We start from the raw sequence: 26,132 nt of genomic DNA on the forward strand, positions 1-26,132 counted from the left end.
TCTTTATTTTTCACAATGTAAATGACCGGCTTCGCCTTGGCCGTTATTAGCAACAGCCTGCTCTAAGGCTTTCCAAGCCAAGGTTGCACATTTGATCCGAGCTGGAAATTTAGCTACGCCGCTTAACATTGCTGCATCGCCTAATTTTTCATCTTCGGCCACTTCATTTCCTTGAACAAGTTGAGAGAAATCCTCTGCTAAGGCCGTTGCTTCGGCGATTGTTTTTCCTAAGACCGCATCAGTCATCATACTAGCACTTGCGGTACTGATGGAACAGCCACTTCCTTGAAAGGCGATATCTTTAATCACACCGTCTTCAATGGCCACATCCAGTTCAATCACATCTCCACAAGTAGGATTATTCAGTTCAATTGTTTGGCTAGACGCATCTAGCGTTCCGTGGTGATGTGGGTGGCTAGAATGGTCCAAAATGACTTGGCGATATAAGTTATCTAATTTAGAAAGTGCCATGCTGGAAAAACTCCTTTGTCGCTTTAATCGCTTCAACTAAGCGATCTGCGTCTTCTTTGGTATTGTATAAATAAAAACTTGCCCGTGCGGTTGCTGGCACGCTCAAATAGTTTAATAGCGGTTGCGCGCAATGGTGACCCGCTCTGACAGCGACCCCTTCCATATCTAACGCCGTAGCCACATCATGTGGATGTAAACCGTCAATATTAAAAGCAATCACACCTGTGTGGTCTTTTGGATTCTGTGGACCATAAATCGTCAAGCCCTCGATAGCTTGCAACTTCGGCAAAACATAGTGAACAAGGGCTGCTTCATGTTGATGAATGGCCTCTAAACCAATTTCTGTTAAATAATCAATGGCGGCACCTAAGGCAATTGCCCCAGCAATATTAGGTGTGCCAGCTTCAAATTTCCATGGAAGCTCTTTCCAAGTACTTTCTTGAAGATGAACAAAGTCAATCATTTCGCCACCAAATTCCACAGGTTCCATTTGTTCCAATAAATGACGTTTGCCATAAAGGACACCAATTCCAGTTGGTCCACACATTTTGTGACCACTAAATGCATAAAAATCAGCATCGATGGCTTGAACGTCCACAGGCATATGAGGAACTGCTTGCGCGCCGTCTACCACCATCACAGCGCCATTTTGATGAGCTAATTGTGTTAATTCTTCGATTGGATTAATGACCCCTAACACATTTGAAACATGAGCAATCGAAACAATTTTCGTTTTTTCTGTAATTTGTTGACGTGCACTTGCCATGTCTAAAAAGCCGTCTTCAGTGATGTCTATATACTTCAAAATGGCTCCTGTACGTTGGGCTAATTGTTGCCAGGGAATAATGTTTGAATGATGTTCCATGTAAGATATGACGATTTCATCCCCATCTGTAACTGCCAAGTCACCATAACTTTTGGCAATCCAATTCAAACTGGTTGTTGTTCCTCGTGTAAATAAAACTTCCGCTGTTTCTTTGGCATGGATAAATTGGCGAACCTTTTCGCGGGAGGCCTCATAGTCTTTCGTTGCTCGTTCGGCTAACGTGTGCACCCCACGATGAACATTGGCATTATCGGTTTCATAATAATGTCGTAAAACATCTAACACCGCCGTTGGTTTTTGGGTTGTCGCAGCATTGTCTAAATAAACTAGCGGTTCATCATTAACTTCTTGAAATAAAATAGGAAACGATTGACGAATGGTTGCTGCATCCATCATGCGTTTAACTTCCCTTCGATTACTTCTACAAATTCATTTTGTACTTCTTTGACTGGAATTGCTGTAATGACAGAACCTAGGAAGCCACGAATCACCAAACGTTCCGCTTCTTCTTTACGCAAGCCGCGGCTCATTAAATAATACATTTCTTCTGGATCTACTCGACCAACGCTGGCTGCGTGTCCGGCAGTCACTTCATTTTCATCAATTAAAAGAATTGGATTGGCATCACCACGAGCTTTATCAGACAGCATTAAAACACGACTTTCTTGCTGTGCGTCGGCTCCTTTTGCTCCTTTTAAAATGTGGCCAATTCCGTTAAACGTTAAAGTACCACGTTCACGAATAACTCCATGTTGTAAAATATGACCAATTGAATGTGGCGCTTTATTTGTCACTCGTGTGTCGATGCCTTGTGTTTGTTTACCTGCACTAATTGCAACAACTTTAACTTCTGAATGAGCGCCTTCGCCAACTAAATCAGAATCAAAATCAGCCACAACATCGCCATCATTCATGACGCCTAGAGCCCAATCAACAGAGGCATCCCGCATAATATAGCCACGACGATTCATATAAGTCGTTACAGTTTGCCCTAATTGATCCACGGCTGAGTATTTAACTTTTGCGCCATCTTTCGCAATCACTTCCACAACGATATTTCCAGAAGCTTTCTCTGCGTGATGACCAGTTGATTGAAAACGTTCTAAATAACTGAATTCACTATGATTATCTGCAACGATTAAAACATGTTTAAAGAAAGGTTGGTTGCTATCTGAATCCTGAATAAACAAAGATTCAATGGGCTCTTCAATCACTACGTTTTTAGGAACGTATAAGAAAACGCCACTATTCATGAAAGCTGCATGAGCTGCTGTCAGCTTATCTTCTTCTGGTAATACAGCTTTAGTCATATAGTATTCTTTAACTAATTCTGGGTGCTCTTGTAAAGCAGTAAAAATGTCTGTAAAAATTACCCCTTGTTCCGCTAATGAGGCTGGCAATTGCTCAAAAGCATGAAAAGATCCTTGTTGAACAATTAAAGGATTGTCTTTCATTTGATCAAAACTTGCGACATTTCCTTCAGAAGGCACATAACTTTCCATGTGAACATTTAATAAAGGCCAACGATGAAATTTCACACGATCAATATGTGGTAACTCACTTTCGTCAGCGTTTCTTAAAGCCGTTGTTCGCAATTCAGTCATCCAAGCTGGTTCTTCATGTTCTAGTGAAAAAGCGGTGACTTCGTCAAGATAATCCATTAGATTTACTTTTTTCATTTATCTTGTCCTCCTTACGCTTCTTCTTTGTAATCAATACCTAATTCTTGGCTGATACCAGCATAGCCTTCTGTTTCTAAACGTTTTGCCAAATCAGCCCCACCGGTTTTCACAACGCGGCCTTCCATCATGATATGAACAACATCTGGCGTGATATAGTTCAATAAGCGTTGATAATGGGTAATAATTAACGCACCAAAGTTCTCGCCGCGCATTTCATTAACCCCTTTAGAAACTACTTTTAACGCATCGATATCTAAGCCTGAATCAATTTCATCTAAAATGGCAAACGTTGGCTCTAACATCAATAATTGTAAAATTTCATTTCGTTTTTTCTCGCCGCCAGAAAAACCTTCGTTTAAGTAACGCTCAGCCATTTCTTCAGGCATATTTAATAATTCCATTTTGCTATCTAATTTTTTTAAGAACTGCATGACTGACATTTTGTTGTCTTCGTCACGTTTTGCATTGATTGCTGCACGCATGAATTCAGCGTTGGTAATCCCTGGAATTTCACTTGGGTATTGCATTGCTAAGAATAAGCCTAAGCGAGCGCGTTCGTCTACTTCTAAATCTAAAACGTTGACGCCGTCAAACAGAATTTCTCCTTCTGTGACTTCGTAGTTAGGATTTCCCATAATTGCTGCTGATAAAGTAGATTTACCAGTTCCATTAGGTCCCATAATTGCATGGATTTCTCCAGTATTAATTGTTAAATCGACTCCTTTTAGAATCTTTTTATCTTCAATTGATACGTGTAAATTTTTGATTTCTAACACAGACATGTACAATTCCCTCCAACTTGTTTTAATCGTTTTTCCGTTCTCACTCATTTTAGCCTAATTGAGAATGAATCGCAAATTACAATTGCTAAAAATAACAACTCTTATCATCAAATTTTAGGATTCAATTTGTGAAGAAAAATTTTAAAAGGCTGATATTTCAAAGTTTCTCTATATTTTTAAGTGATCCTCCCTACACAAAGAAAAAAATTCTGGTAGAATAAAAAAATTTATTAAAGAAAGCGTTTTCTTAAATAATTACTTTAGAATGACTTTCGCAAAGAGAGCGTTGAGATACGCCTTCATCATCTATACAAAAAAATCCAGAGCATTTGCTTCTCTGGATTCAATAATTTTTATTAGTGATTGGTTTTATACTTCTAAAAGTTCTTGTTCTTTTTCAGCAGTAATCGCATCGATATTTTTGATGCTATCGTCTGTTAATTTTTGAACATCTTTTTCAAATGAACGTAATTCATCTTCAGTGATGTCGCCATTTTTTTGAGCTTTTTTCAACTCATCCATTGCATCACGACGAACGTTACGGACAGCAACTTTTGAGTTTTCCGCTTCTTTTTTCACGTCTTTGGCTAATTCTTTCCGACGTTCTTCCGTTAATTGTGGAATCACTAAACGGATGACATTTCCATCATTGGTTGGGCTAATGCCGATATCACTCATTTGAATAGCTTTTTCAATGTCAGCGATAGAATTTTTGTCAAACGGTGTAATCATTAATACACGTGCTTCTGGGATATTGATACTTGCTAATTGGTTAACTGGTGTTGGTGCACCATAATATTCTACTTGAATACGGTCTAATAGACTTGCGTTCGCACGACCAGCACGAATTTGACCTAATTCACGGCGTAAGCTTTCTTCCGCTTTTGTCATTTTTTCTTTGGCTGTTGCTAAAACTTCTTTAGACATTCTTTATTTCCCCCTTACAGTTGTTCCGATATTTTCACCAAGGATGGCACGACGGATATTTCCTGCTTCATTTAGGTTAAAGACAACTAAAGGAATATCGTTATCCATACTTAATGAGCTAGCTGTTGAATCCATTACTTGCAGCCCTTTAGAAATAACATCTAAATGTGTTAGTTCTTCAAATTTTGTCGCTGTTTCATCCACACGTGGATCCGCAGAATAAACACCATCAACATTGTTCTTCGCCATTAAGATGACGTCCGCATCTACTTCTGCAGCTCGTAACGCAGCCGTTGTATCTGTCGAGAAGTAAGGATTTCCTGTTCCTCCGGCAAAAATAACAACGCGGCCTTTTTCTAAATGACGTTCTGCACGACGACGAATGTATGGTTCTGCAATTTGACGCATTTCAATTGATGTTTGAACACGTGTAGGCACACCAAGATTTTCTAATGTATCTTGCAATGCTAAGGCATTCATCACAGTAGCTAACATGCCCATATAATCAGCTTGTGCACGTTCCATGCCCATTTGAGCACCAATTTGTCCACGCCAAATGTTTCCGCCGCCAACCACGATGGCCATTTCGATACCTAATTCATGGACCTCTTTAATTTCTTGGACGATTTCTTTAATGACTGGTGGTTTAATGCCAAAACCGTCTTCTCCGGCTAGCGCTTCTCCACTTAACTTTAATACGACACGTTGATACTTAGGTTTAACCATCATAATTCCCTCCAAGATTCTCTAAAAATCATTCAATTCCTCATTTAGATGACTTTTCACCAAAATGATTTTTTAGACCAAGCAGTGCGATCCACTGGTTTTGCCTAAAAAAAGGGAGCGCATATCAAAGTTATGCGTTCCCAAATGGCTGAAAGACTGCCTTGAATCAAGCAGTAATCAATTTATGCAGCTTCCTTTGGGGATCGCTGTCTGTTTAGATACTTATGATTCACGGCTTTTCAACCGAGCGTTTGATGCTCTTAGTTTTTCATTTGGCTCATTACTTCATCCGCAAAGTTATCTTCACGTTTTTCGATACCTTCGCCAACTTCAAAACGTACGAATGATTTCACTTCGCCGCCTTTAGAAGCAACAAATTTTTCGACAGTCATATCTGGATCTTTAACAAATGGTTGGTCAACCAAAGCGATTTCTGCTTTGAATTTTTGTAGACGACCAACAACCATTTTTTCAACGATATTTGCTGGTTTACCTTCGTTTAATGCTTGTTCAGTTAACACAGCTTTTTCGTGTTCTAATTCTTCTTGAGGAATTTGAGATTCATTGACATAGCGAGGGTTGATTGCCGCGATGTGCATAGCAACATCTTTCGCTACTTCTTCGTCAGTTGTGCCATCGATAACTGTTAATACAGCAATACGGCCACCCATGTGTAAGTAAGCGCCAAATGCAGCATTGTCAGCTTTTTCGACAACTTCAAAACGACGGAAGCTGATTTTTTCACCGATAACAGTTGTTGCTTCGATTAAATCAGATTCGATTGTGCCTTTTTCAGTTTTAATAGCCATTGCTTCTTCCATCGTAGCTGGTTTGTTTTCAGCAACTTTAGTCGCAATATCTTTAACTAAATCTTGGAACATTTCGTTTTTAGAAACGAAGTCAGTTTCTGAGTTTACTTCAACGATTGCTGCAACGTTACCTACAGTTGCTACGTTTGCTAAACCTTCAGCCGCAATGCGGTCATTTTTCTTCGCTGCTTTAGCCATACCATTTTCACGTAAAAAGTCTACGGCTTTTTCCATGTCGCCTTCTACTTTTACTAATGCTTTTTTAGCGTCCATCATTCCAACGCCAGTCATATCGCGTAATTCTTTTACCATTTTAGCTGTAACGTCTGCCATTATTTGTGTCCTCCTCGGATATTATCAATTCTTTTTAAAAAAGCTATCTCAAAGGAGAATCAGGCTTTTTGTCGCCTAGCCTTTGAGACAGCTCCGTAATCATTATTATTCAGCTGATTCGTTATTTCCTTCAACAACATCAACGATTTCTTCGATTGAAGTTGCTTCTGGTGTTTCTTCAACGAATAACTCTTCAGTTGCTTGGTCTTCCCCTTGGTTACCTTCGATGAAAGCGTCAGCCATTTTAGCAGTGATTAATTTCACGGCGCGGATTGCATCATCATTTGAAGGGATTACAACATCGATCTCATCAGGATCACAGTTTGTATCAACCATTGCAACGATTGGAATGTTTAATTTGTGTGCTTCTTGAACAGCAATGCGTTCTTTACGTGGGTCAACGATGTACATTACATCTGGAATTCTTGGCATATCAGCGATACCACCTAAGAATTTTTCTAAACGTTCACGTTCTTTGTTTAAGCCAGCAACTTCTTTCTTAGGTAAAACTTCGAAAGTGCCGTCTTCTTCCATTGCATTGATTTTTTTCAAGCGAGCAATACGTTTTTGGATTGTATCCCAGTTAGTTAACGTACCACCTAACCAACGATGGTTTACATAGTATTGACCAGCGCGGATTGCTTCATCTTTGATTGCTTCTTGTGCTTGTTTTTTAGTTCCTACGAATAAAGCAACGCCGCCTTCTTCTGCAACGTTTTTCATGTAATCGTAAGCTGCATCTACTAATTTCACTGTTTTTTGTAAGTCAATGATGTAGATACCGTTTCTTTCTGTGAAGATATATTTCTTCATTTTTGGGTTCCAGCGACGAGTTTGGTGACCAAAGTGTACGCCGGCTTCTAGTAATTGTTTCATAGAAATTACTGCCATGTTGTGTTTCCTCCAGTTTGGTTTTTATTTTCCTCTTCTTTTCGTCAACTCCTTGAAGAACTACCGTAGTAGCACCACTTCGCAGATGGAAAAGAATGTGGATTTCGTGTGTGAAAATCACACCTTTAACAGTATAAGATATTTTCAGAAAAATAGCAAGCCTTAAAACTAGAAATGTCGCTCCTACTGCGCTTGCCAAACAAGATGACATTCTTCGTTTCCCGTTTCATCGATGGTTCGCTTTTGTTGGACAAAGCCTTGTTTTTGATAAAAGGCATAAGCTGCTTGATTTTTCCTGTAAACAGCCAAAGATAAGAGGTCCTGTTCTTCTTTTGCTACTTGCAGTAATTTCTGACCGATGCCCTTACCTTGAAACGCTTTTTTTATAAAAATTCCTGCGATATAGTTATCCATTAAGCCTAAAAACCCAATTATCTGACCCTCTTCTTCTGCTAAGATCAGTGTTGCTTTTGGTAACGCAGCGCGGACAAATGTCTTATTTTCTTGCCAATAAGTTGGTGCAACAAATGGATGAGCTTCTAGATTCGTTTGCAGCCAAATAGCCATAATGGTTTCTAATTCTTTTTCTGTTAACTGGGTTGTCTTTTTGATAGTCAGCATTTTTTGACACTCGTTTCTGTTATTGATTATTTTCAAAATAAAACATTAACACACCCGCTGCGATAGCGACATTCAATGATTCTGCTTGACCTTTCATTGGAATATAAAGATTTTTCGTGGTTTCTGCTAACAATTCTGGCGAAACTCCACTACCTTCATTGCCTAAAATCAACGCATAATTTTCCACTGCCTCTTGTTCATAATAAGCAATCGCAGCTTCATTTAGTTCTGTACCGAAAACTGGTAGACCTTGCTTCTTGAATGCCTGAACCACTTCAGTCAACTCTCGTTGGAGAACTGGTAAATGATAGTGGCTTCCCTGCATTGAGCGCAACACTTTTGTATTGTAAATATCTGCTGTGCCCTTACCTAAAATCACGCCTGCTAAACCCGCTGCATCAGCTGTGCGAATCATCGTACCAACATTACCAGGGTCTTGGATATTATCTAAAAGTAACCAACCACCTTTAAAAGAAAGCGACTGCTCTTGTTGCGTTTCCAAGGTGACAATTGCCAAAATTCCTTGTGAAGTTGGCAGCTCTGACAAACTATTTAAAACCTCATCACTAACAAAAATTAATTTTTCTGTTTCTTGTTCAGCTAACCAAGTTCCCCATTCTTGTTGACCTCTTTGGTTAAACAAAATCCACTGGACATCGGCATTGGCCTTCACAGCTTCTTCAACTAAATGAAATCCTTCTATTATATATTGGTTCAGTTCTTCTCGGTACTTCTTTTTGTGTAATTTTTTCCATTCTTTTAATTGGTTATTTTTCGTTGATGTAATTTCTTTCATAAGTCACCTCGCCTTTGTATTATAGCATGCTTCTAGCTTGCTTGGATACTTGCTAGAACCAAGAAAAATCGCTATCATAAAGAAAAAAGCAAAGGAAGTGTCTCTCATGGAAAAACTAAGAATGAATGTACAAGGACGTGTCCAAGGTGTTGGCTTCCGCTACATGACCAAAATGGTGGCAGATCAATTAGGTGTCACTGGTTCGGTGAAGAACGAAGACGACGGGTCCGTTTCAATCACAGCAATTGCACCTGAAGACATAATGGAAACATTTATCAAAAAAATCAAAGATTCCCCCAGTCCAGCGGGACGTGTAACGTATGTTGATATTCAAGAAGACCCTTTGTTAGAAGAAACGGAACAATTTAAAGTGATTCAATAAACTTACTTTCTAACGATTGATTTCTTTGGGGAGAAGCCTTGAACAGCAAGTAGTTCCTGCTTTTTATTGATTTTTGTAAGAGCTTCTTTTCGATTTTGATTGAAAAAGAGCGCTGTTTCAAGTATAGTTAACCATGTAAAAATTTTTTAGAAAAGGACCGAATTACATGCGTAAATTAAACCGATGGCTTTACGGCTCTGGCTTACTATTTTTAGTAATGTTTTTATCAGGCTGTGTGAAAACAGGAGCAGATGGACAACCAACTGGTGAAGGTTTTGTCTATAACTTCCTTGTTTTACCGATGAGTAATGCAATTACTTATCTTGTCGATAACTTTAATTGGAACTATGGTTGGGCGATTATTTTTATCACCATTATTGTACGGATCATTATTTTACCGTTAGGCTTACATCAATCGAAAAAAAGCTTTATCCAAACGGAAAAAATGCAAGCAATCAAACCCCAAGTGGATGTTGCACAAGCAAAAATGAAACAAGCAAGTACGCGTGAAGAACAAATGGCCGCACAAGCAGAACTACAAAAGATTTATAAAGAAAACAATGTGAGTATGGTTGGCGGAATTGGTTGTTTGCCTTTATTAATTCAAATGCCTATTTTCTCTTCTCTGTTCTTTGCTGCTCGTTATACAAAAGGTATTGCCACGGCAAGCTTCTTAGGAATGAATTTAGGGCAACCAAATATGATTTTAGTGGCATTAGCTGGTTTAGCCTATTTAGCTCAAGGTTATATTTCAATGATTGGTATTCCTGAAGAACAAAAGAAAACAATGAAATCAATGCTGATTGTTTCACCATTAATGATTGTTTTCATGTCCTTTAGCTCACCTGCAGGCGTAGCGCTTTACTGGGTAGTTGGTGGTATTTTCACATGTATTCAATCTGCCATCACAAATATCCTCTTACGTCCAAGAATTAAAAAACAAGTACAAGAAGAATTGAAAAATAACCCACCAAAACAAGTGGTTACTCCTATTAAGGATGTGACACCAAAAGAAACAAACAAAGTAACACAAAAAACGAACCAACCAAAAGCAAACGGCAATAAAGGTCGCAATGCTGGAAAACAAAAACGTAAATAAAAAAAGGATCGCCTCTAAACGGCGATCCTTTTTTTACTTCAATTCTTTCCCAGTCATCTCTTCAATAGTTCGAATAGACTTTGGACCAAAGCCATGCAACGAAAGTAACGCTTTTCGGCCTCGTGCGTAGAGTTCATCCACACTGTCGATTTTTTCATTCGTTAGCGCACGAACAGCTGGCTTTGATAATTGTGTTAAAATTTGTTCAAACGTTGTTTCTAGCATGCTGTCGGTTCCTCCTTAGCGGTCGAAAAACAGCGCTTTTTATTTTACAATTAATAAATCTAAGCTAGCAATTGATAACGCCATTTTAGCAATTTGCATTAATTGTTTTAATCGGTTTTGTTTGACTTTTTCATCCTCAACCATAACCATCGTTTCATTGAAGTACGCATCAATTAACGGACGTAGATTTACTAGTGCTTCATAGTTTTCTGCAATCGTGCGTGTAGCAAAAGCTTCAGATAAATCGTTAACTGCTTGATACAGTTCTTTTTCTGCCTTATTTTCAAACAGACTTGGATCAATCCCTTCTTCAGTATCACCTAAAAGTTCTTGACCTTTTTTCGCTAAATTAATAACACGCGTTAAGGCTTCCATTGATGGTTTAAAATCTTGATCTTCAAAACGGCTTTTTAAAATATTCGCTGAAGCAAATAATTTCGATAAATCGGCTTGCTCAGCAGACACCACTGCATCGATAATGTCATGGCGAACATTTTTCGTCATTAATAATTGACGTAAGCGAGCTTTCACAAATTCAACGACTTCTGCTTGTCCTTCGTTTAGTAAAACGCCATATTTCTCAACATCTTGATTCACTGCTTCATCAACTTCTGTTTGTAATTGGACTAATGGGAAGGTCCAGCCTTTATCTTCAATAATTCGGATAACGCCATAGGTTTGACGACGAAGTGCATAAGGATCGTTAGAACCTGTTGGAATCATACCAACTGAGAAGAATGAAAAGACGCTGTCAAGCTTATCGGCTAAGGCCAAAACAGCCCCGATTGCTGTTTCTGGCAATTCACCTTCACTAGAAGTTGGTAAATAATGTTCTCGAATCGCCGTTGCTACGGCTGGTTTTTCGCCTTGTAATAAGGCATATTTTTCTCCCATAATTCCTTGTAATTCTGGGAATTCACCAACCATATTTGTTACTAAGTCAAATTTATAAATTTCAGAGGCACGTTTTAAATCTTCCAATTCATCCTCAGATAAGCCAACTTTTCGACCAATGATTTGTGCAATTAAAGCAACCCGTTGCATTTTTTCATAAATTGAGCCAATCTTTTCATGAAAAGTCACATTTTTTAGTTTTTCAACACATGCTTCAATCGTTAATTTTTTATCTTCATTGTAAAAGAATTCTGCATCTTCTAAACGAGCAATTAACACTTTTTCATTTCCTTTAATCACGTTTTCAAGGTGAACATTATCCCCATTGCGAACAGCGATAAAATGCGGCATTAATAAGCCTTGGTCGTTACGAACTTCAAAGTAACGTTGGTGTTCTTTCATAGAAGTCACTAATACTTCATCTGGAACAGATAAATATTTTTCATCAAAACTGCCTACAAATGCAGTTGGATATTCCACTAAATTCGTAACTTCTTCCAATAACTCTTCATCTAAAGCTAACTGCCAATTTTTTTCTGCAGCGAGAGCGTTCGCTTGATCAACAATCATTTGTTTCCGTTCATTCGGTTGAACCACTACAAATTGTTCTTTTAATTTTGTTTCATATTCATTAGCGTGTTGGAACGTCACATCGTCTCCCAAGAAACGGTGGCCACGAGAAGTTTGCCCTGTCGTCACGTCTAACACGTTGAAAGGAATTACTTCATCATCAAGTAGTGCCACAATCCAATGAATTGGACGAATATATTCGAAATCATAGTTTGCCCAGTGCATTGTTACCGGGAAAGTTAGACTTGTAATCACGTCATTTAATTTTGTTAATACTTCTTTGGCACTTTGGCCTTTGGTAAACTTCGTCACATAGACATATTCGACACCATTTAATTCTTTGAAAACAATGTCCTCAGTTGTAACTCCTTGGCCGCGTACAAAACCTTGTGCAGCTTTTGACCAATTTCCTTCAGCATCTAAAGCAATTTTTTTCGCTGGACCTTTTACTTCTTCTTCAACATCCGCTTGTTTTTCAGGAATCGCAGTTACTTTCACGGCTAAGCGACGAGGTGTGGCAAAGGATTGCACTGTTTCATAGTCTAAATGATGTTCATCTAAAAATTTGATTACTTTTTCTTCAAGTTGGATACGGCTTGGTGTGACAACATGTGCGGGCATTTCTTCTAAGCCAATTTCTAATAATAAATCTTTTGCCATGTTATTCTGCCTCCTTGGATACGTGTTGGTCTTTATTTAATAATGGGAACCCTAATTTTTCACGTTCAGCCACAAAAATTTTCGCTACGGAACGAGCCATATTCCGAATGCGGGCTAAATATCCTGCACGTTCCGTTACAGAGACAGCACCGCGAGCATCTAATAAATTGAATGTATGGCTACATTTTAAAATATAATCATAGGCTGGATGAACTAAGCTTTCTTCAATACAGCGTTTAGCTTCTTTTTCAAATTTGTCAAAGTTTTCTAAAAGCATTTCTTGGTTACTAATTTCAAAGGAATATTTTGAATGTTCATATTCAGGTTGAACAAAAATTTCACCATATTTAACGCCTTGTGTCCATTCTAAATCATAGACACTTTCGACTTCTTGAATATATGATGCCAAGCGTTCTAACCCGTAAGTAATTTCAGAAGTGACAGGATGACATTGTAAGCCGCCGACTTGTTGGAAATACGTAAATTGGGTAATTTCCATGCCATCTAACCAAACTTCCCAACCTAAACCAGCACAGCCCATTGAAGGATTTTCCCAGTTATCTTCTACAAAACGAATGTCATGTTCTAATGGATCAATTCCTAATAATTTCAAACTTTCTAGATAAAGTTCTTGGATATTTTCAGGAGAAGGCTTCATTACAACTTGGAATTGATGATGTTGGTATAGACGGTTCGGATTTTCGCCATAGCGTCCATCAGCTGGACGACGAGAAGGTTCTACGTAGGCAGCATTCCATGGTTCAGGTCCAATGGCACGTAAAAACGTGTAAGGACTCATGGTGCCGGCTCCCTTTTCTGTATCATAGGCTTGCATTAACATACAGCCATTAGATGACCAAAATTTTTGCAAGGTTAAAATCATTTCTTGTACGGTTAACTTGTTTTTCATTGTTTTCCTCCTTGGAATATTTTTTATAGACATAGGGATTGGCTTTGCTTCGGGAATGTAAATTTAAAAAGGGATACAGAGAAACAATTTTGTAGAATGGGATAATTTTTATGCTGTTCATCATCTACTCTGTCGCTTTTGCGCCAATTGAGCTTTTTTGAATAAACGTTACTATTTTTTCTTTTGGTGTTAACTGTTTGCTTTTTTTTATTCGGTTACAACGTTCCCTTTGGTCACCTTGTACTGTGAATCATCTACTCCATGTTTTTGGCTAAGCAGTTTGTTTTAACACAGAGGAGACAACGTTCCCTTTGGTCACCTTGTGCTGTTCCACATCTGCTCTGACACTTTGTGTCAGTCGCAGTGAGGAACATGCAAAAAGTCCCCATGCCTATTAATAGACATAGGGACGAATAATTATCGCGGTTCCACCCTACTTCCGATGTGTTCATCGGCAGCTTCGTTTGTCGTACTCCAAAGTGCCTTTCAAAAGTTCCGTGTTTCTGGCTCCCACTCTCCCAGATTCGCTTAACAGAGGGTTCTTTTTACTTCTCTTTTTCTTCGTACGTATTTAACTTCTCTATCATAATACGGTGTCTGAGGGAAGTTGTCAAATTTTTTTTAGAAAAACGTCTGCTTGTTTACGTTTATTTTTCTTCCTTCTTTCGTGGTGGAATTTTTAACGTATTTTCCCACGTTTTCATTTGATCAATAAATTTTTTGCTTTTTAAGTGCAAACCAACATATTCATCGTATAACATATCAATCGTTTCTCGAATACTCTTCTTAGTTTCTTCTTTTACTTGAATGTTTTGGACTTTTTCATAGGAGACTTGCGCAAATAAGCGAATAAAATGAATTGCTCTAGGATCTGCATGGTAGCGCTGTTCATCTAAATGCCAATGTTTTTCACAAAGCACACCGCTATACTTTGAGGAATAATCAAATTTCCCTTGTGTTTCGCCACAAGCCACACAATGATGCCATTCTGGTCGTACACCAAACCGTTCTAACAATTGAATTTCAAAAATATTTGTAATGATTTCCGGATCTTTTTGCTCATTTAAAGCGGATAATGCCATGTGGGTAAATTGAAATAAGTTCGGATCATAGTGCTGATCTTCAATTGCTGCATCGACTAAGTTTAAAATATATGTTCCATATGCGTTAATAAATATGTCTTGTTGAATGTTTCGAAAAGGTTGAACTTCTTTGCTGCTATTGAGAAAAGATAAGCCTTCTTCTCTAAAGTTTCCGATGTAGACGGCTTCTGTAAATGGCAGAATCGCTGGCAAAAGAGGATTATTTTTTCGATGCGCACCTTTCACAAAAAACATCAATTTTCCATAGGATTCTGTAAAAATTTTGACGAGTTTATCCTTCTCTTTAAAATCCTTCGTAAATAAAATAATGCCTTTGGTCTCCCCTAATGCCATTCAATTCACTTCCATTTCTTATGTAAATTAGTGTAGTGTTTGGAAAGTTCGTTTATACACTCGCTTCCCAAACACTACTTTCTTAATATTCTTCTTTGCGATAACCAAAATCTTGTAAATAGATTTTTTTGTCACGCCAGTCTTTTTGGACTTTTACCCACAGCTCCAAATACACTTTGTCATCTAATAAATATTCAATATCTTGACGCGCCTTGGTACCAATTTGTTTCAGCATTTTTCCGCCTTTGCCAATAATGATACCTTTTTGACTGTCCCGTTCCACAATAATGGTTGCTTGGACATGGACTTTATCGTTTTCATCCCGTTTCATTGAGTCCACAACAACAGCGACAGAATGAGGAATCTCATCTCTTGTTAAAAGTAACACTTTTTCACGAATTAATTCGGAAACGATAAAATATTCTGGATGATCCGTAATTTGGTCATCAGGGAAATACTGTGGTCCTTCTGGCATTTGCTCAACGAGAACATCCATCAAATGCTCAAAATTATTTCCTTCAGTGGCAGAAATGGGAATAATTTCTTTAAAGTCCATTTGTTTCGAATAGTCTTCAATGATACTCAATAAATCATCTGGATGGACTTTGTCAATTTTATTAATAATCAAGTAGACTGGACTATTATTATTTTTCAATCGTTCAATAATAAAGTCGTCACCTTTCCCGCGTTTTTGATCAGCACTTACCATAAATAAAGTAGCATCTACTTCACGCATCGCATTGTAGGCACTTTCCACCATGAAATCGCCTAAGCGGTGTTTAGGTTTGTGAATCCCTGGAGTATCGATAAAAACAATTTGTGCTTCAGGAATTGTATAAATTCCTTGAATCTTATTACGAGTTGTTTGTGCTTTGTCACTCATAATTGCAATTTTTTGGCCGACAATTCGATTTAACAATGTTGATTTTCCAACATTTGGTCTGCCGACAATGGCTACGAAACCAGATTTATGTTCAGTTGTCATTGTATTTCTCCTCTTATTTCCACATTTGAATGATTTGTAAAATTTTTGGTACAAATAGAATTAGTCCTACTAGCACTGCGAAACCGGCTGTTAATAAAACAGCTCCTGCGGCCATGTCTTTAACTTTTTTTCCGATTGGATGAAAGTGAAAATCCGTAAACATATCTACGACATTTTCAAAAATTGTGTTGATAATTTCTGCCAACCAGACGAGAAAAACGGCCAATAACAACCACAGCCATTCAGCAAGTGTTAAGGAAAACAAGAAACCAAACACAATGGCAGTGACACCAAACGCCACATGTTTGCGCATATTACGTTCTTCTCGAAAAACTGTTTTGATTCCTTGCCAGGCAAATTCTAATGAATTAATAAAATGTTTATTTTTTCCTGTTTGCTCATCTTTTAAGGCCATACGCATCTAAAATCTCTTTCTGTAAACCAAACATTTCTTTTTCATCTTCAGGTTCCATATGATCGTACCCATTCAAATGTAAAAAGCCATGTACTGCCAAAAAGCCCATTTCTCGCTCCAATGTGTGCCCATATTCAAATGCTTGTTCTGCTGCTCGCTCTGTTGAAATAATTAAATCACCTAGATTCCGTGGTAGCTCTGCCAACTCTTCATCATCAAAAATAATTGGCAATTCGTCTTCCCCTTCATCCTCTAAAGCAAAACTGATGACATCTGTAGGCATATCTTTGCCCCGATAGTCACGATTAATCACTTGGATACCTGCGTTATCTGTAAAAGTCACCGACATCTCCGTATCTTCGGAAATTTCTAGAAAACCCGCTGCAAATTGCAGCAAGTTTTCGATTTCTTTGATTTCTTCTGTTGGTACTTTCTCGGTTTCATCAATGAAAGTAATATCCATTAGTCATCTCTCTTTTCTTGTTCATCTTTCATTTCTTCTGCTTCAGCTTTCATTTTTGGATACTTAATCCGTGAATGGAAGGTACTGCATAATCCATTAATTAATGATTTTTCAATGATGCGAATCTCTTTCATCGTTAACCCGCATTCATCTAATTGGCCATCTGAAATTCTATCTTGAATCACATTATGCACAAAGGCTTGAATTTTTTCGTTGGTGGGATGATCCATCGCCCGCACAGCAGCCTCACAAGTATCAGCAATACTCACAATCCCTGCTTCTCGTGTTTGCGGACGTGGTCCAGGATAACGGAAGTCTGATTCTTTAATTTCAGGATTGCGTTCTTTTGCTTTCACATAGAAAAATTTCATCAATGTTGTGCCATGATGTTGACGACAAATGTCAATCACCATTTGCGGCATATTGTACTCTTCTAAAATTTTGGCGCCATCAATTACGTGGCCAAAAATAATTTGTTTACTATCTTCTGGTAATAAAAAGTTATGTGGATTTTCTGCACCAGCAGGTAAGTTTTCCACAAAGAAATTGGCGTGTTTAATTTTGCCAATGTCATGGTAATAACAAGCAACTCGTGTTAATAGCGACCGCCCGCCAATCTCAGCAACAGCGTTAGCGCTCAAACTAGCCACCATCATGCTATGATGATAGGTACCTGGCGCTTCTTCTAACAGTTGTTTTAACAACGGATGGTTCGGATTACTTAATTCATTCAAGACAATCATACTATCATCGGTCACTAATAATTCGATATATGGATGCAAGCCCATTGTTGCTAAAAATGAAAGTACCGTTCCTGCACTTGCACAAATTAAAGCTGTCCACGTTTTACCATCTGTTAAACTCATCCCTTGATAAATCATTAAGACAACCGCCATGAAAACAGGAAAGACCACTACCCACATTAAAGCTGGGAAAACTTGCTCACTCATCCGTTTCCGTTTAACAACTGTTGCTAGAAATCCTGAGAATAAGTACATAATCAGAATAACCGTCAACGAGTTTGTGCCAATAGAATTATAAAAGATAAATAACGCAAAAACGACTTGGAAAATGGCAGCGATTATCCCTGAACGACGATTCACAAAATGATTTAGAATTAGCGGTGCAAAGGCTGCTGGATAGAACAAGGGAATATACATCAACTGCTCTGTTTGGAAAATCTGGAAGAATTTCATTAAAATAACACTGATTAGCATAGCACCCGTGTAAAAGATAATAAACGAGCGTTGTCGCGAAGGCTCAGTCACTTGTTTTGTAAAGAAAATCAACACTTCAACTTGAAGTAAAATAGCCAATGCTAATGCCACCATCGGAAAAATAGAGGTATTTTGACTAGTCATTCCTAGTAGCTCAAGTTTTTCGACCGCTTTTGCATCAATTTGAGTACCTTCACGAACAATAATTTCGCCTTGATAAATCATTGCGGGTTGAACAGCATTCATCGCTTTTTGGCGTAGCTCTTCTGTTCGTTTTTCATTGGCAATATCGTTTACCACAATCCCTTGGTTAACAATGTAACGAATGACTTGTTGCATGGTACTCGTAATGTCTAAGTATTGAATTTTACCGTTAGCTTCTTGGCGAATTTTATCCAAATCAGATTCTCGAACGTGATTTTGCATCGCATCATCCACCAACATCAAACTTTCTGAACGAACCTTATCTAATTGCTCAGAGGTTAATGTAAAGATTGTTTGATAAAAAACATTAGGAAAACTTTGATAAAACGTAACTTCATCTTGCGGTAAAGATTCAAACAATGATTTTAAGCTAGCTACTCGTTCTTCCACGGTCGGCGCAGGAATCGTTTCTTCCTTTTTGGCCTTCGCTTGCTTATTGCTGTACTCTTTGTCTACTTTTTCATTCGCAGAATCAATCAATTTAAATAATTTATCAATACGATTATGTTGGACAGATGCCGTATCTTCTTGATAAATATATTCGGGTGTGACAGCTTCTGCTGCCAATTTTTTTCTTTGTTCTGTTTCGTAGGTATTCTCGATATTTTTATTTGCACGAATGGTTTTCTCGGCCAGTTGACCTTCTTTAATTTCTACTCTTTTCTGATGGACGCTGCCAAACATAATCATAAATAAAAGAAGAGAAAAAACGGCTAATAAAATAGGCAAATAGGCTTTACCTAAACGATCCCCTAACTTTGTAAGTACTTTTTTCAAAAGGTACTTTCACTCCTTCCCTAACTGCTTAGGAATGCTTTTGTTGTTCTTTTTCATAGGCTTGAATAATTTGTGCTACAACCGGATGACGCACAACGTCACTGGCTTCAAAATTTACAAAGGCAATTTTTTCAATGTCTTTTAACGTACGCTCGGCGTTAACTAAACCACTTGTTACACCACGTGGCAAGTCAATCTGACTAGTATCTCCATTAACAATCATTTTTGAACTAAACCCTAAACGAGTTAAAAACATTTTCATTTGGGCAACCGTGGTATTTTGTGCTTCATCTAGAATGACAAAAGCATCATCCAATGTACGACCACGCATATAAGCAAGCGGGGCAATTTCAATAACGCCGCGTTCCATTAAACGATTTGTATGATCCATACCAAAAATTTGATACAAGGCATCGTAAACTGGACGTAAATAAGGATCGACTTTTTCTTTTAAGTCACCTGGTAAAAAGCCCAAGCTTTCGCCAGCTTCCACCGCTGGACGAGTTAAAATAATTTTTTGTACTTCGCCTTTTTTTAAAGCTGCTACTGCCATCACCACGGCTAAAAAGGTTTTTCCTGTCCCCGCAGGTCCCACCCCGAAAATGACGTCATGAGTTTTAACTGCATCGATATATTTTTTTTGACCAACATTCTTAATTCGGATGGCCCGACCATGATGGTCCTTCATAATTTCTTCTTCATACATGGCAATAAACGCCTCTAAATTTCCAGCTTTGGCCATTTTTAAAGCAGAAACGACATCTGGCGTATGCACTTTGATGCCTCGTTGAATTAATGTTTGTAGCGCTCTTAACACGGAAGCGACTAACTCTACCTCTGATGATTCGCCAATTAACTGAATAACTTCGCCACGACTATTAATCGTTACGTGGGTATTCTCTTCTAAAAATTTGATATGTTTATCATGTGTTCCTAAAAGCATGTGTGCATCATCAGAATCAGTAAGTATTAATTCCAAAGATTTTGACTGATTATCTGTCAAAAAACGTCCATCTCCTTTATTATATAGTCCTTTACAATGATACCACATTCTTATCTGTTTAAAAAGAAGTCGTACCTGATTTGACTTTGAAAGTCAAAAAAGAGAAAACCGTAAAAAGCTACCGGTTTTCTCTTTGCATAAAAAAACTAGGACAGTATCCTGTCCTAGTTTCGATAACGCTCTTAGTTTTCTTGTAATAATTCTTTCACAATTGCGTTAACTTGGTTGCCATCGGCTTTGCCTTTGACTTTCGGCATCATAGCGCCCATCACTTTACCAAAATCTTTTGGTGAAGTGGCGCCAGTTTGCGTCATTACCTCTTGAACTAGTTGACGAATTTCTTCCTCCGTTAGTTGTTGAGGCATATATTTTTCAACAATTGCTATTTCAACTTTTACTTTTTCAACAAGATCGTCGCGTCCCGCCTTTTCAAACTCTGATAAAGAATCTTTTCTCTGTTTCATCTCACGAGACAATACAGTGAGTTCTTCTTCTCCGTTCAATTCACGGCCCGCTTTAATCTGATCATTTTGAATGGCAGTCTTTAACATACGAAGTACGGCTAAAGTTTCTTTGTCTTTAGCTTTCATCGCTGTTTTAATGTCGTCATTCAATGTGGTTAGCAATGACATACCACCAACTCCAATTCATTCAAAACTAGAATTTTTTACGTTTTCTAGCTGCTTCAGATTTTTTCTTACGCTTTACACTTGGTTTTTCGTAGAATTCACGTTTACGTGATTCTTGTAAAGTACCCGCTTTTGAAACGGAACGTTTGAAGCGACGAAGAGCATCATCAAGAGATTCGTTTTTACGAACGACTGTTTTTGACATGTTATTCCCTCCCTCCGAGCTTAAAAAGTAACCGTTTTTCTTATTTGTGGGAAAAACCCACAAATTAAAATACTGTCCTTGTTATATTATAGCTAAAGCATAAATAACCGTCAACCACTCTACTGATAAAATACGAAATTTTTGTTTGATTTTTCGTCTTATTCGCTATTTTTCGCAACAATCGGCACAACGACCAAGGATTTCAAAGCGATGTCCTTCAATTGAACAACCTTTTAACTGTTCTTCAAAAAAATTCATCGGACACATGTGAATTTCTTCCGTTTTGCCACAAACCGTACAAATAAAGTGATGATGATGTTCCACCTCTTGGCAACAACGGAAGCGAAACTTTTGCTCGCCATTTAATTCTGTTTTTTCCAGTAATTCTAAGCGCTCAAAGTCATGCAAGTTACGATAAACCGTATCATAACTGACTCCTTTAAAGGTTTCATTCATAAATTCATACACTTCACGTGCAGAAACATACCGATTTCGCTTAATCAAATAGCTCATCAGTAATTCTCGTTTTTTAGTATATTTTAATCCACTGGCTTTCATGGTTTCTAAGGCTTGTTCAATATTGGTTTTTACTGGTGCCATCGCCATTTCCTCCCTCACCAACCTAAATCAGAATCATTACGAAATAGATTCTGGACTTATGGTATAATAAAATTATTAAAAATGCAAGAAAGGACTTACCCTCTATGACTATTTCTGAAGAAAAAAAATGTGTGACGATTTTTGTCATCTCAGATTCTGCTGGCGAGACCGCTTCAAAATTGGCGGCTGCTTCAATGGCCCAGTACCCCACTGTTGATTTTACTTTGATTAGACGAACATTCGTTAAAGACGAAGATAAACTGGTACAAGCGTTAGAAGATGCCAAAAAAGCAGAAGCCATGGTACTGCATACTATTATTAATGATCATCTCGTGGCGATTGCTAATCAATTTTTCAATGAGCATCAATTGTTCCATTTTGACATTTTGACACCACCAGTTGCGGAAATCGAACGATTAACAGGTGTCGCACCCATGCGAGAACCTGGTGCCTTACATCATCTGAATGAAAATTATTTTAAACGAATTGAAGCAATGGAATTTGCTGTCAAATATGACGATGGCAAGGACCCACGAGGCTTTTTAGAAGCGGATGTGTTACTTCTTGGCGTTTCCCGAACTTCTAAAACACCGCTAAGTCTCTTTTTAGCCAACAAGAACTTAAAAGTTGCTAATTTGCCACTGATTCCTGAAGCACATTTACCGAAACAATTATTCGAAATGGACCCTAAAAAAATTGTTGGCTTAACCAATGATCCCAATGTTTTAAACGGGATTCGTAAAGAACGAATGCGCGCATATGGATTACCTGAAAATACTTCTTATTCAGATATTGAAAAAATTCGGCGAGAACTGGCTTTTGCTAATGATCTTTATCAAAAATTAGGTTGTATCGTTATTGATGTCGCTTCTCTTTCAATTGAAGAAACTGCCTCAATGATTCTTAATGCTTTGAACTTAGAAGATCATAGTTATTATTCCACGGAAACATCCGAGGATTAAAAAAAACGAGAAAAAATCACTAGTGATTTTTTCTCGTTTTTTTTAAAAGACTTGAACGCCTTCTTGATCAATATTGAAAATTTGGATGCTCGCTTTGGTAGATAATTTCTCCAAGCTTTGAACAATTTCGTTGGTTCGTTCTTCTGGCGACAAGATTAGCACAGTTGGACCAGCACCGCTTAAGAAAGAGCCATAAGCACCTTTTTGCTGAGTTAAACGACGAATTTCTTTTAAGTGAGGAACCAATGAACGACGATACGTTTCATGCCATTTATCTTGTTCCATCATTTTGCCTGCTAAAGGTAAATCCCCGTTTAAAATTGCGGCAATCATAACATTGGCAATTGAGCTGGCCGCGACCGCTTCTTTATAAGCCAATTTTTCGGGCAAAACAGCGCGACTTTTTTCGGTAAATAATGGTTCCTCTGGAATAAATGCAATGACATCACACATTGGAAAGTGATGTTTGACATGGTAGACTTGGTTTTCTACATGGCTAGCCACCACGAAATCTCCTAAAATAGCTGGGGCAACATTATCCGGATGTCCTTCCATCTCTGTGGCCAAACGAACTTTTTCTTTAGGGGACAAATTTAAATGTGCTAGTCGGTTAGCTAATTCAATGCCTGCTACAATCACACTTGAGCTACTGCCTAGTCCTCTTGCAAGGGGAATGTCAGAAACCATCCGAATAACTTTTGGTGTTAATTCTGGTGCAATTTTCAATGCCGTTTGAATTAATAAATTCTCTTCATTAGTAGGAATCTCTTCTCCCATAGTATGTTGAATTTCCCAAAATTCACTTTCACCTAAAACGTTGATTGTTAAATAAGCGGATAATGCAATGCCACATGAGTCAAAGCCAGGTCCTAAGTTGGCACTAGTGGCAGGTACTCTTATTTTCATAGTGTTGCGACTCCTTTTCGTAAGTACAGACGCATTTCTTCCACGTCACTCATTTTTGAAATAGCTACTTCTGTCTCCATTGCTGTATCAGGATCTTTCAGTCCGTTACCAGTAAAGACTGCCACGACGGTTTCACCTGCTTTGATTTTACCGCTTTTAACATGTTGAATAACTCCAGCTAATGAAGCAGCCGAACCAGGTTCAATGAAAACCCCATCTTGAGCAGCAATTTTTCGGTAAGCCGTTAAAATTTCTTGATCTGTCACGGCATCAATGAAACCACCGGATTCATCCCGTGCCTGTTCTGCTAGTTGCCAACTAGCAGGATTTCCAATCCGGATCGCTGTTGCCACGGTTTCAGGTTGCTCAATCACTTGGCCTTTCACGATTGCTGCGGCACCTTCTGCTTCAAAACCATGCATTCTTGGTAAAGTTGTTCCTTGTTTTTCATGCCATTCTTTAAAGCCTTTCCAGTAAGCGGAAATATTGCCGGCATTTCCAACTGGAATCGCTAAGACATCGGGCGCTTGACCTAATTGTTCACAAACTTCAAAAGCTGCTGTCTTTTGCCCTTCTAAGCGATAAGGATTCACTGAATTAACTAGCGCAACTGCCTCAGTTTTCGCAATCTCTCGCACCGCTTTTAATGCTTCATCAAAGTTACCTGGAATCGAAATAATGTCCGCCCCATACATAATAGCTTGCGCCAATTTTCCCAGTGCGATTTTCCCTTCTGGAATCACTACATACGCTTTAATGCCTGCTCTTGTGGCATACGCAGCAGCGGCGGCACTAGTATTTCCTGTAGAAGCACAAACAATCGCTTTGGCACCTTCTTCTACCGCTTTTGCTACAGCCATCACCATCCCGCGATCTTTGAATGAGCCAGTGGGATTTAAGCCTTCGTATTTTCCATATAATTGAATACCTAATTCTTTGGATAAATTAGGTAAAGGAATCAGTGGCGTATTTCCTTCGGCTAAAGAAATCATTGGTGTTTTTTCTGTTACGGGCAAATACGCTTGATACTGTTTTAACAAACCTTCATACATGTTTACTCATCTCCTATAACCTTCATTACATTCAATAACTGAAAGGCTTCCGTATTTTGAATAGCTATCACAACTTGTTGCATTTGTGCTTTTGATATCTGGTGTGTAATGGCAACAATTCTTGCTCGCTGTCCATCTGATTTCTGTTGAACTAATTGATCAAAGCTGACTTCTGCTTTAGTCATTAATTGCGTCAACTGCAAAAATTGTCCTGGTGTATCTGGAACATCTAATGAAAAATAGTACTGCCCAAATACATTTTCGGAACTCGTCAATTGGGTTTTATGTTGATACGAATTGAACATATGGCCAGTCGTTGCCAAGCGAATGTTTTTAGCAATCGTAATTAAATCACTGACCACACTGGTTGCTGTCGGTTTAGCGCCAGCTCCTGGACCGTAATACATCGATTCGCCCACACCTGCACTTTTAATAAATACTGCATTGTACTCATTCCGAACAGATGCAATAGGATGCTTTTGATTGACTAGCATAGGCGCCACTTCCACCGAGATACTATTCTCATTTTGTTCAGCAGAGCCAATCAATTTGATTTCATACCCCAGTTGTTTAGCCATAGCGACATCATCTAAAGACAATCCGCGAATTCCACGAATATCAACTTGTGGTAATGAAACATTCATCCCAAAAGCAAATTGACTTAAAATAACCATTTTATAGGCTGCATCGATTCCATCGACATCATTTGTCGGATCCGCTTCAGCAAATCCCAACGCTTGCGCTTCTGCTAAAGCTTCTTCATAACTTTTATCAGCAGAAACCATTTGCGTAAGCATATAATTCGTCGTACCGTTCACAATCCCTAAAACTTGTTGAATATTGTCTGCCGCTAAGCTATTAGCAATTGTTCTTAAAATTGGAATCCCGCCAGCAACACTTGCTTCGTAATATAAATCACAATGATGTTTTTGGGCTAACGCTACTAATTCACTCCCATGTTGCGCCAGTAAATCTTTATTGGCAGTCACAATATGTTTGCCCTTTTCTAAAGCTTTCATGATATACGTTTTGGCTGGTTCAATGGTTCCCATTAATTCCACAACGATTTGAATCTCTTTATCTTCTAAAATATCATCAATTGAAGTTGTTAAAGACAGACCGTATTCTTCCGCTTGCGCTTGTTTCGTTTCAAGATTTCGGACAAATGCTTTTTCAATGACTACATTCATTCCTGTCACTTGTGAAATTTTCTCTTGATGTTCTTTCAAGAGAGTTAAAACGCCAGTGCCTACAGTCCCTAATCCTAGTAACCCGATCTTTAAGGTATCCTTCATTTTTACCTCCATCAACAGCGCTATTCTAGTTACGCTATTTTTTCCTACTTTTTATCGATGTTCAATATGCTCAAAGGTCTGATTTAAAATATCTATTACATGATGATCATCCAATGTATAAAAAATCGTTTTTCCTTCGCGACGTGCCTTGACAACTCGGCTATCTCTTAATAATTTTAGTTGATGAGAAACGGCGGACTGTTCCATTCCCAATTGTTCACTAATCGCCGTTACGTTATGCTCGCCTTCTTTTAAAAGTAGCAAAATTCTTAAACGTGTTGGATCACTTAATACTTTATATAATTGACTTACTTGTTTGATTTCTTCCATTTGTTTCATTATAGTCGCCTCACTTTGCACTCATTATAACACAGAGTTT

Annotated in this window: 29 protein-coding genes; 3 read left to right on the plus strand and 26 right to left on the minus strand. The window is 38.3% G+C overall.

What is annotated here, in order from left to right; genetic code table 11:
• Positions 1-3: 3 nt before the first annotated feature.
• The 10 genes from sufU to IGL37_RS09510 all read right to left on the minus strand — a co-directional run bounded on the left by sufU (position 4) and on the right by IGL37_RS09510 (position 8,864).
• Positions 4-471 (minus strand): Fe-S cluster assembly sulfur transfer protein SufU, encoded by a 468-nt coding sequence (gene sufU, locus IGL37_RS09465; RefSeq protein ID WP_002356768.1) that lies wholly within the window; start codon positions 469-471, stop codon positions 4-6.
• Complete coding sequence (locus tag IGL37_RS09470; protein ID WP_002409699.1) at positions 458-1,693, minus strand: cysteine desulfurase; 1,236 nt, start codon at positions 1,691-1,693, stop codon at positions 458-460. The genes sufU and IGL37_RS09470 overlap by 14 nt, the downstream gene beginning before the upstream one ends.
• Positions 1,690-2,976 (minus strand): Fe-S cluster assembly protein SufD, encoded by a 1,287-nt coding sequence (gene sufD, locus IGL37_RS09475; RefSeq protein WP_002364433.1) that lies wholly within the window; start codon positions 2,974-2,976, stop codon positions 1,690-1,692. Before sufD ends, IGL37_RS09470 begins: the two co-directional genes overlap by 4 nt.
• Positions 2,977-2,990: 14 nt before the next feature.
• Positions 2,991-3,761: a Fe-S cluster assembly ATPase SufC gene (sufC, locus tag IGL37_RS09480; RefSeq protein WP_002356763.1), complete on the minus strand. Its 771-nt coding sequence runs from the start codon at positions 3,759-3,761 to the stop codon at positions 2,991-2,993.
• A 369-nt stretch (positions 3,762-4,130) separates the two neighbouring features.
• Positions 4,131-4,688, minus strand: coding sequence for a ribosome recycling factor (gene frr, locus IGL37_RS09485; RefSeq protein WP_002356762.1), 558 nt, complete (start codon positions 4,686-4,688; stop codon positions 4,131-4,133).
• Between the two features lie 3 nt (positions 4,689-4,691).
• A complete protein-coding gene (gene pyrH, locus IGL37_RS09490) occupies positions 4,692-5,414 on the minus strand; it encodes a UMP kinase (RefSeq protein WP_002356761.1) in 723 nt (240 codons plus the stop codon).
• A gap of 260 nt (positions 5,415-5,674) precedes the next feature.
• Positions 5,675-6,556: a translation elongation factor Ts gene (gene tsf / locus IGL37_RS09495; protein WP_002356760.1), complete on the minus strand. Its 882-nt coding sequence runs from the start codon at positions 6,554-6,556 to the stop codon at positions 5,675-5,677.
• A 105-nt stretch (positions 6,557-6,661) separates the two neighbouring features.
• Complete coding sequence (gene rpsB, locus IGL37_RS09500; RefSeq protein ID WP_002356759.1) at positions 6,662-7,447, minus strand: 30S ribosomal protein S2; 786 nt, start codon at positions 7,445-7,447, stop codon at positions 6,662-6,664.
• A gap of 183 nt (positions 7,448-7,630) precedes the next feature.
• Positions 7,631-8,068, minus strand: a complete 438-nt coding sequence (locus tag IGL37_RS09505; RefSeq protein WP_010709741.1) for a GNAT family N-acetyltransferase — start codon at positions 8,066-8,068, stop codon at positions 7,631-7,633.
• A 19-nt stretch (positions 8,069-8,087) separates the two neighbouring features.
• On the minus strand, positions 8,088-8,864 hold the full coding sequence (locus IGL37_RS09510) for a TrmH family RNA methyltransferase (RefSeq protein ID WP_002356757.1): 777 nt from the start codon (positions 8,862-8,864) through the stop codon (positions 8,088-8,090).
• Between the two features lie 106 nt (positions 8,865-8,970).
• Between IGL37_RS09510 and IGL37_RS09515 the strand changes: the two genes are divergently transcribed.
• Entirely contained in the window at positions 8,971-9,246 is a 276-nt protein-coding gene (locus tag IGL37_RS09515; RefSeq protein ID WP_002356756.1) for an acylphosphatase, read from the plus strand.
• 166 nt (positions 9,247-9,412) lie between these two features.
• Positions 9,413-10,345 carry a membrane protein insertase YidC gene (yidC, locus tag IGL37_RS09520; RefSeq protein WP_002356755.1) on the plus strand — a complete coding sequence of 311 codons (933 nt, stop codon included), beginning with the start codon at positions 9,413-9,415 and terminating at the stop codon, positions 10,343-10,345.
• A gap of 33 nt (positions 10,346-10,378) precedes the next feature.
• Here yidC and IGL37_RS09525 read toward each other — a convergent pair whose 3' ends face one another.
• The 12 genes from IGL37_RS09525 to IGL37_RS09580 all read right to left on the minus strand — a co-directional run bounded on the left by IGL37_RS09525 (position 10,379) and on the right by IGL37_RS09580 (position 21,544).
• Positions 10,379-10,570 (minus strand): DNA-directed RNA polymerase subunit alpha C-terminal domain-containing protein, encoded by a 192-nt coding sequence (locus IGL37_RS09525; protein ID WP_002356753.1) that lies wholly within the window; start codon positions 10,568-10,570, stop codon positions 10,379-10,381.
• A gap of 39 nt (positions 10,571-10,609) precedes the next feature.
• Positions 10,610-12,694 carry a glycine--tRNA ligase subunit beta gene (glyS, locus tag IGL37_RS09530; RefSeq protein ID WP_002356751.1) on the minus strand — a complete coding sequence of 695 codons (2,085 nt, stop codon included), beginning with the start codon at positions 12,692-12,694 and terminating at the stop codon, positions 10,610-10,612.
• 1 nt (position 12,695) lies between these two features.
• Positions 12,696-13,604 (minus strand): glycine--tRNA ligase subunit alpha, encoded by a 909-nt coding sequence (gene glyQ, locus IGL37_RS09535; protein WP_010706545.1) that lies wholly within the window; start codon positions 13,602-13,604, stop codon positions 12,696-12,698.
• A gap of 647 nt (positions 13,605-14,251) precedes the next feature.
• Positions 14,252-15,040, minus strand: coding sequence for a DNA repair protein RecO (gene recO, locus IGL37_RS09540; protein WP_002356748.1), 789 nt, complete (start codon positions 15,038-15,040; stop codon positions 14,252-14,254).
• Positions 15,041-15,122: 82 nt separating this feature from the next.
• Positions 15,123-16,025 (minus strand): GTPase Era, encoded by a 903-nt coding sequence (gene era, locus IGL37_RS09545; RefSeq protein ID WP_002359745.1) that lies wholly within the window; start codon positions 16,023-16,025, stop codon positions 15,123-15,125.
• Between the two features lie 13 nt (positions 16,026-16,038).
• Positions 16,039-16,440, minus strand: coding sequence for a diacylglycerol kinase family protein (locus IGL37_RS09550; protein WP_002382764.1), 402 nt, complete (start codon positions 16,438-16,440; stop codon positions 16,039-16,041).
• A complete protein-coding gene (gene ybeY / locus IGL37_RS09555) occupies positions 16,424-16,903 on the minus strand; it encodes an rRNA maturation RNase YbeY (RefSeq protein ID WP_033917869.1) in 480 nt (159 codons plus the stop codon). The genes IGL37_RS09550 and ybeY overlap by 17 nt, the downstream gene beginning before the upstream one ends.
• Positions 16,903-19,101, minus strand: a complete 2,199-nt coding sequence (locus tag IGL37_RS09560; RefSeq protein WP_002356744.1) for an HD family phosphohydrolase — start codon at positions 19,099-19,101, stop codon at positions 16,903-16,905. Before IGL37_RS09560 ends, ybeY begins: the two co-directional genes overlap by 1 nt.
• A 28-nt stretch (positions 19,102-19,129) precedes the next feature.
• Positions 19,130-20,044, minus strand: a complete 915-nt coding sequence (locus IGL37_RS09565; protein ID WP_369810298.1) for a PhoH family protein — start codon at positions 20,042-20,044, stop codon at positions 19,130-19,132.
• A gap of 242 nt (positions 20,045-20,286) precedes the next feature.
• Positions 20,287-20,736, minus strand: a complete 450-nt coding sequence (locus IGL37_RS09570) for a GatB/YqeY domain-containing protein (protein WP_002356741.1) — start codon at positions 20,734-20,736, stop codon at positions 20,287-20,289.
• Between the two features lie 25 nt (positions 20,737-20,761).
• On the minus strand, positions 20,762-20,938 hold the full coding sequence (rpsU, locus tag IGL37_RS09575) for a 30S ribosomal protein S21 (RefSeq protein WP_002356740.1): 177 nt from the start codon (positions 20,936-20,938) through the stop codon (positions 20,762-20,764).
• A gap of 165 nt (positions 20,939-21,103) precedes the next feature.
• The gene (locus tag IGL37_RS09580; RefSeq protein ID WP_002387080.1) at positions 21,104-21,544 is read right to left on the minus strand and encodes a Fur family transcriptional regulator; all 441 of its coding nucleotides are present in this window, start codon (positions 21,542-21,544) and stop codon (positions 21,104-21,106) included.
• Between the two features lie 98 nt (positions 21,545-21,642).
• Here IGL37_RS09580 and IGL37_RS09585 point away from each other — a divergent pair, with 98 nt between their 5' ends.
• Positions 21,643-22,500, plus strand: a complete 858-nt coding sequence (locus tag IGL37_RS09585; protein WP_002382760.1) for a pyruvate, water dikinase regulatory protein — start codon at positions 21,643-21,645, stop codon at positions 22,498-22,500.
• A 42-nt stretch (positions 22,501-22,542) separates the two neighbouring features.
• Here IGL37_RS09585 and thrB read toward each other — a convergent pair whose 3' ends face one another.
• The 4 genes from thrB to IGL37_RS09605 are packed head-to-tail and all read right to left on the minus strand — an operon-like array spanning position 22,543 to position 26,113.
• Positions 22,543-23,406 carry a homoserine kinase gene (gene thrB, locus IGL37_RS09590; RefSeq protein ID WP_002392997.1) on the minus strand — a complete coding sequence of 288 codons (864 nt, stop codon included), beginning with the start codon at positions 23,404-23,406 and terminating at the stop codon, positions 22,543-22,545.
• Positions 23,403-24,458, minus strand: coding sequence for a threonine synthase (thrC, locus tag IGL37_RS09595; RefSeq protein WP_033917867.1), 1,056 nt, complete (start codon positions 24,456-24,458; stop codon positions 23,403-23,405). The genes thrB and thrC overlap by 4 nt, the downstream gene beginning before the upstream one ends.
• A 2-nt stretch (positions 24,459-24,460) precedes the next feature.
• Positions 24,461-25,753, minus strand: a complete 1,293-nt coding sequence (locus tag IGL37_RS09600) for a homoserine dehydrogenase (RefSeq protein WP_002359742.1) — start codon at positions 25,751-25,753, stop codon at positions 24,461-24,463.
• Between the two features lie 51 nt (positions 25,754-25,804).
• On the minus strand, positions 25,805-26,113 hold the full coding sequence (locus tag IGL37_RS09605) for an ArsR/SmtB family transcription factor (RefSeq protein ID WP_002356730.1): 309 nt from the start codon (positions 26,111-26,113) through the stop codon (positions 25,805-25,807).
• Positions 26,114-26,132: the final 19 nt, after the last annotated feature.

The sequence above is a fragment of the Enterococcus sp. AZ119 genome, from assembly GCF_050546175.1.
Classification (GTDB): Bacteria; Bacillota; Bacilli; order Lactobacillales; family Enterococcaceae; genus Enterococcus; species Enterococcus faecalis.

Coding starts and splice junctions, on each gene's coding strand:
- sufU (WP_002356768.1), bottom strand. CDS start 471: ATGGCACTTTCTAAATTAGATAACTTATATCGCCAAGTCATTTTGGAC.
- IGL37_RS09470 (WP_002409699.1), bottom strand. CDS start 1,693: ATGATGGATGCAGCAACCATTCGTCAATCGTTTCCTATTTTATTTCAA.
- sufD (WP_002364433.1), bottom strand. CDS start 2,976: ATGAAAAAAGTAAATCTAATGGATTATCTTGACGAAGTCACCGCTTTT.
- sufC (WP_002356763.1), bottom strand. CDS start 3,761: ATGTCTGTGTTAGAAATCAAAAATTTACACGTATCAATTGAAGATAAA.
- frr (WP_002356762.1), bottom strand. CDS start 4,688: ATGTCTAAAGAAGTTTTAGCAACAGCCAAAGAAAAAATGACAAAAGCG.
- pyrH (WP_002356761.1), bottom strand. CDS start 5,414: ATGGTTAAACCTAAGTATCAACGTGTCGTATTAAAGTTAAGTGGAGAA.
- tsf (WP_002356760.1), bottom strand. CDS start 6,556: ATGGCAGACGTTACAGCTAAAATGGTAAAAGAATTACGCGATATGACT.
- rpsB (WP_002356759.1), bottom strand. CDS start 7,447: ATGGCAGTAATTTCTATGAAACAATTACTAGAAGCCGGCGTACACTTT.
- IGL37_RS09505 (WP_010709741.1), bottom strand. CDS start 8,068: ATGCTGACTATCAAAAAGACAACCCAGTTAACAGAAAAAGAATTAGAA.
- IGL37_RS09510 (WP_002356757.1), bottom strand. CDS start 8,864: ATGAAAGAAATTACATCAACGAAAAATAACCAATTAAAAGAATGGAAA.
- IGL37_RS09515 (WP_002356756.1), top strand. CDS start 8,971: ATGGAAAAACTAAGAATGAATGTACAAGGACGTGTCCAAGGTGTTGGC.
- yidC (WP_002356755.1), top strand. CDS start 9,413: ATGCGTAAATTAAACCGATGGCTTTACGGCTCTGGCTTACTATTTTTA.
- IGL37_RS09525 (WP_002356753.1), bottom strand. CDS start 10,570: ATGCTAGAAACAACGTTTGAACAAATTTTAACACAATTATCAAAGCCA.
- glyS (WP_002356751.1), bottom strand. CDS start 12,694: ATGGCAAAAGATTTATTATTAGAAATTGGCTTAGAAGAAATGCCCGCA.
- glyQ (WP_010706545.1), bottom strand. CDS start 13,604: ATGAAAAACAAGTTAACCGTACAAGAAATGATTTTAACCTTGCAAAAA.
- recO (WP_002356748.1), bottom strand. CDS start 15,040: ATGGCATTAGGGGAGACCAAAGGCATTATTTTATTTACGAAGGATTTT.
- era (WP_002359745.1), bottom strand. CDS start 16,025: ATGACAACTGAACATAAATCTGGTTTCGTAGCCATTGTCGGCAGACCA.
- IGL37_RS09550 (WP_002382764.1), bottom strand. CDS start 16,440: ATGGCCTTAAAAGATGAGCAAACAGGAAAAAATAAACATTTTATTAAT.
- ybeY (WP_033917869.1), bottom strand. CDS start 16,903: ATGGATATTACTTTCATTGATGAAACCGAGAAAGTACCAACAGAAGAA.
- IGL37_RS09565 (WP_369810298.1), bottom strand. CDS start 20,044: ATGCTTTTAGGAACACATGATAAACATATCAAATTTTTAGAAGAGAAT.
- IGL37_RS09570 (WP_002356741.1), bottom strand. CDS start 20,736: ATGTCATTGCTAACCACATTGAATGACGACATTAAAACAGCGATGAAA.
- rpsU (WP_002356740.1), bottom strand. CDS start 20,938: ATGTCAAAAACAGTCGTTCGTAAAAACGAATCTCTTGATGATGCTCTT.
- IGL37_RS09580 (WP_002387080.1), bottom strand. CDS start 21,544: ATGGCGATGGCACCAGTAAAAACCAATATTGAACAAGCCTTAGAAACC.
- IGL37_RS09585 (WP_002382760.1), top strand. CDS start 21,643: ATGACTATTTCTGAAGAAAAAAAATGTGTGACGATTTTTGTCATCTCA.
- thrB (WP_002392997.1), bottom strand. CDS start 23,406: ATGAAAATAAGAGTACCTGCCACTAGTGCCAACTTAGGACCTGGCTTT.
- thrC (WP_033917867.1), bottom strand. CDS start 24,458: ATGTATGAAGGTTTGTTAAAACAGTATCAAGCGTATTTGCCCGTAACA.
- IGL37_RS09600 (WP_002359742.1), bottom strand. CDS start 25,753: ATGAAGGATACCTTAAAGATCGGGTTACTAGGATTAGGGACTGTAGGC.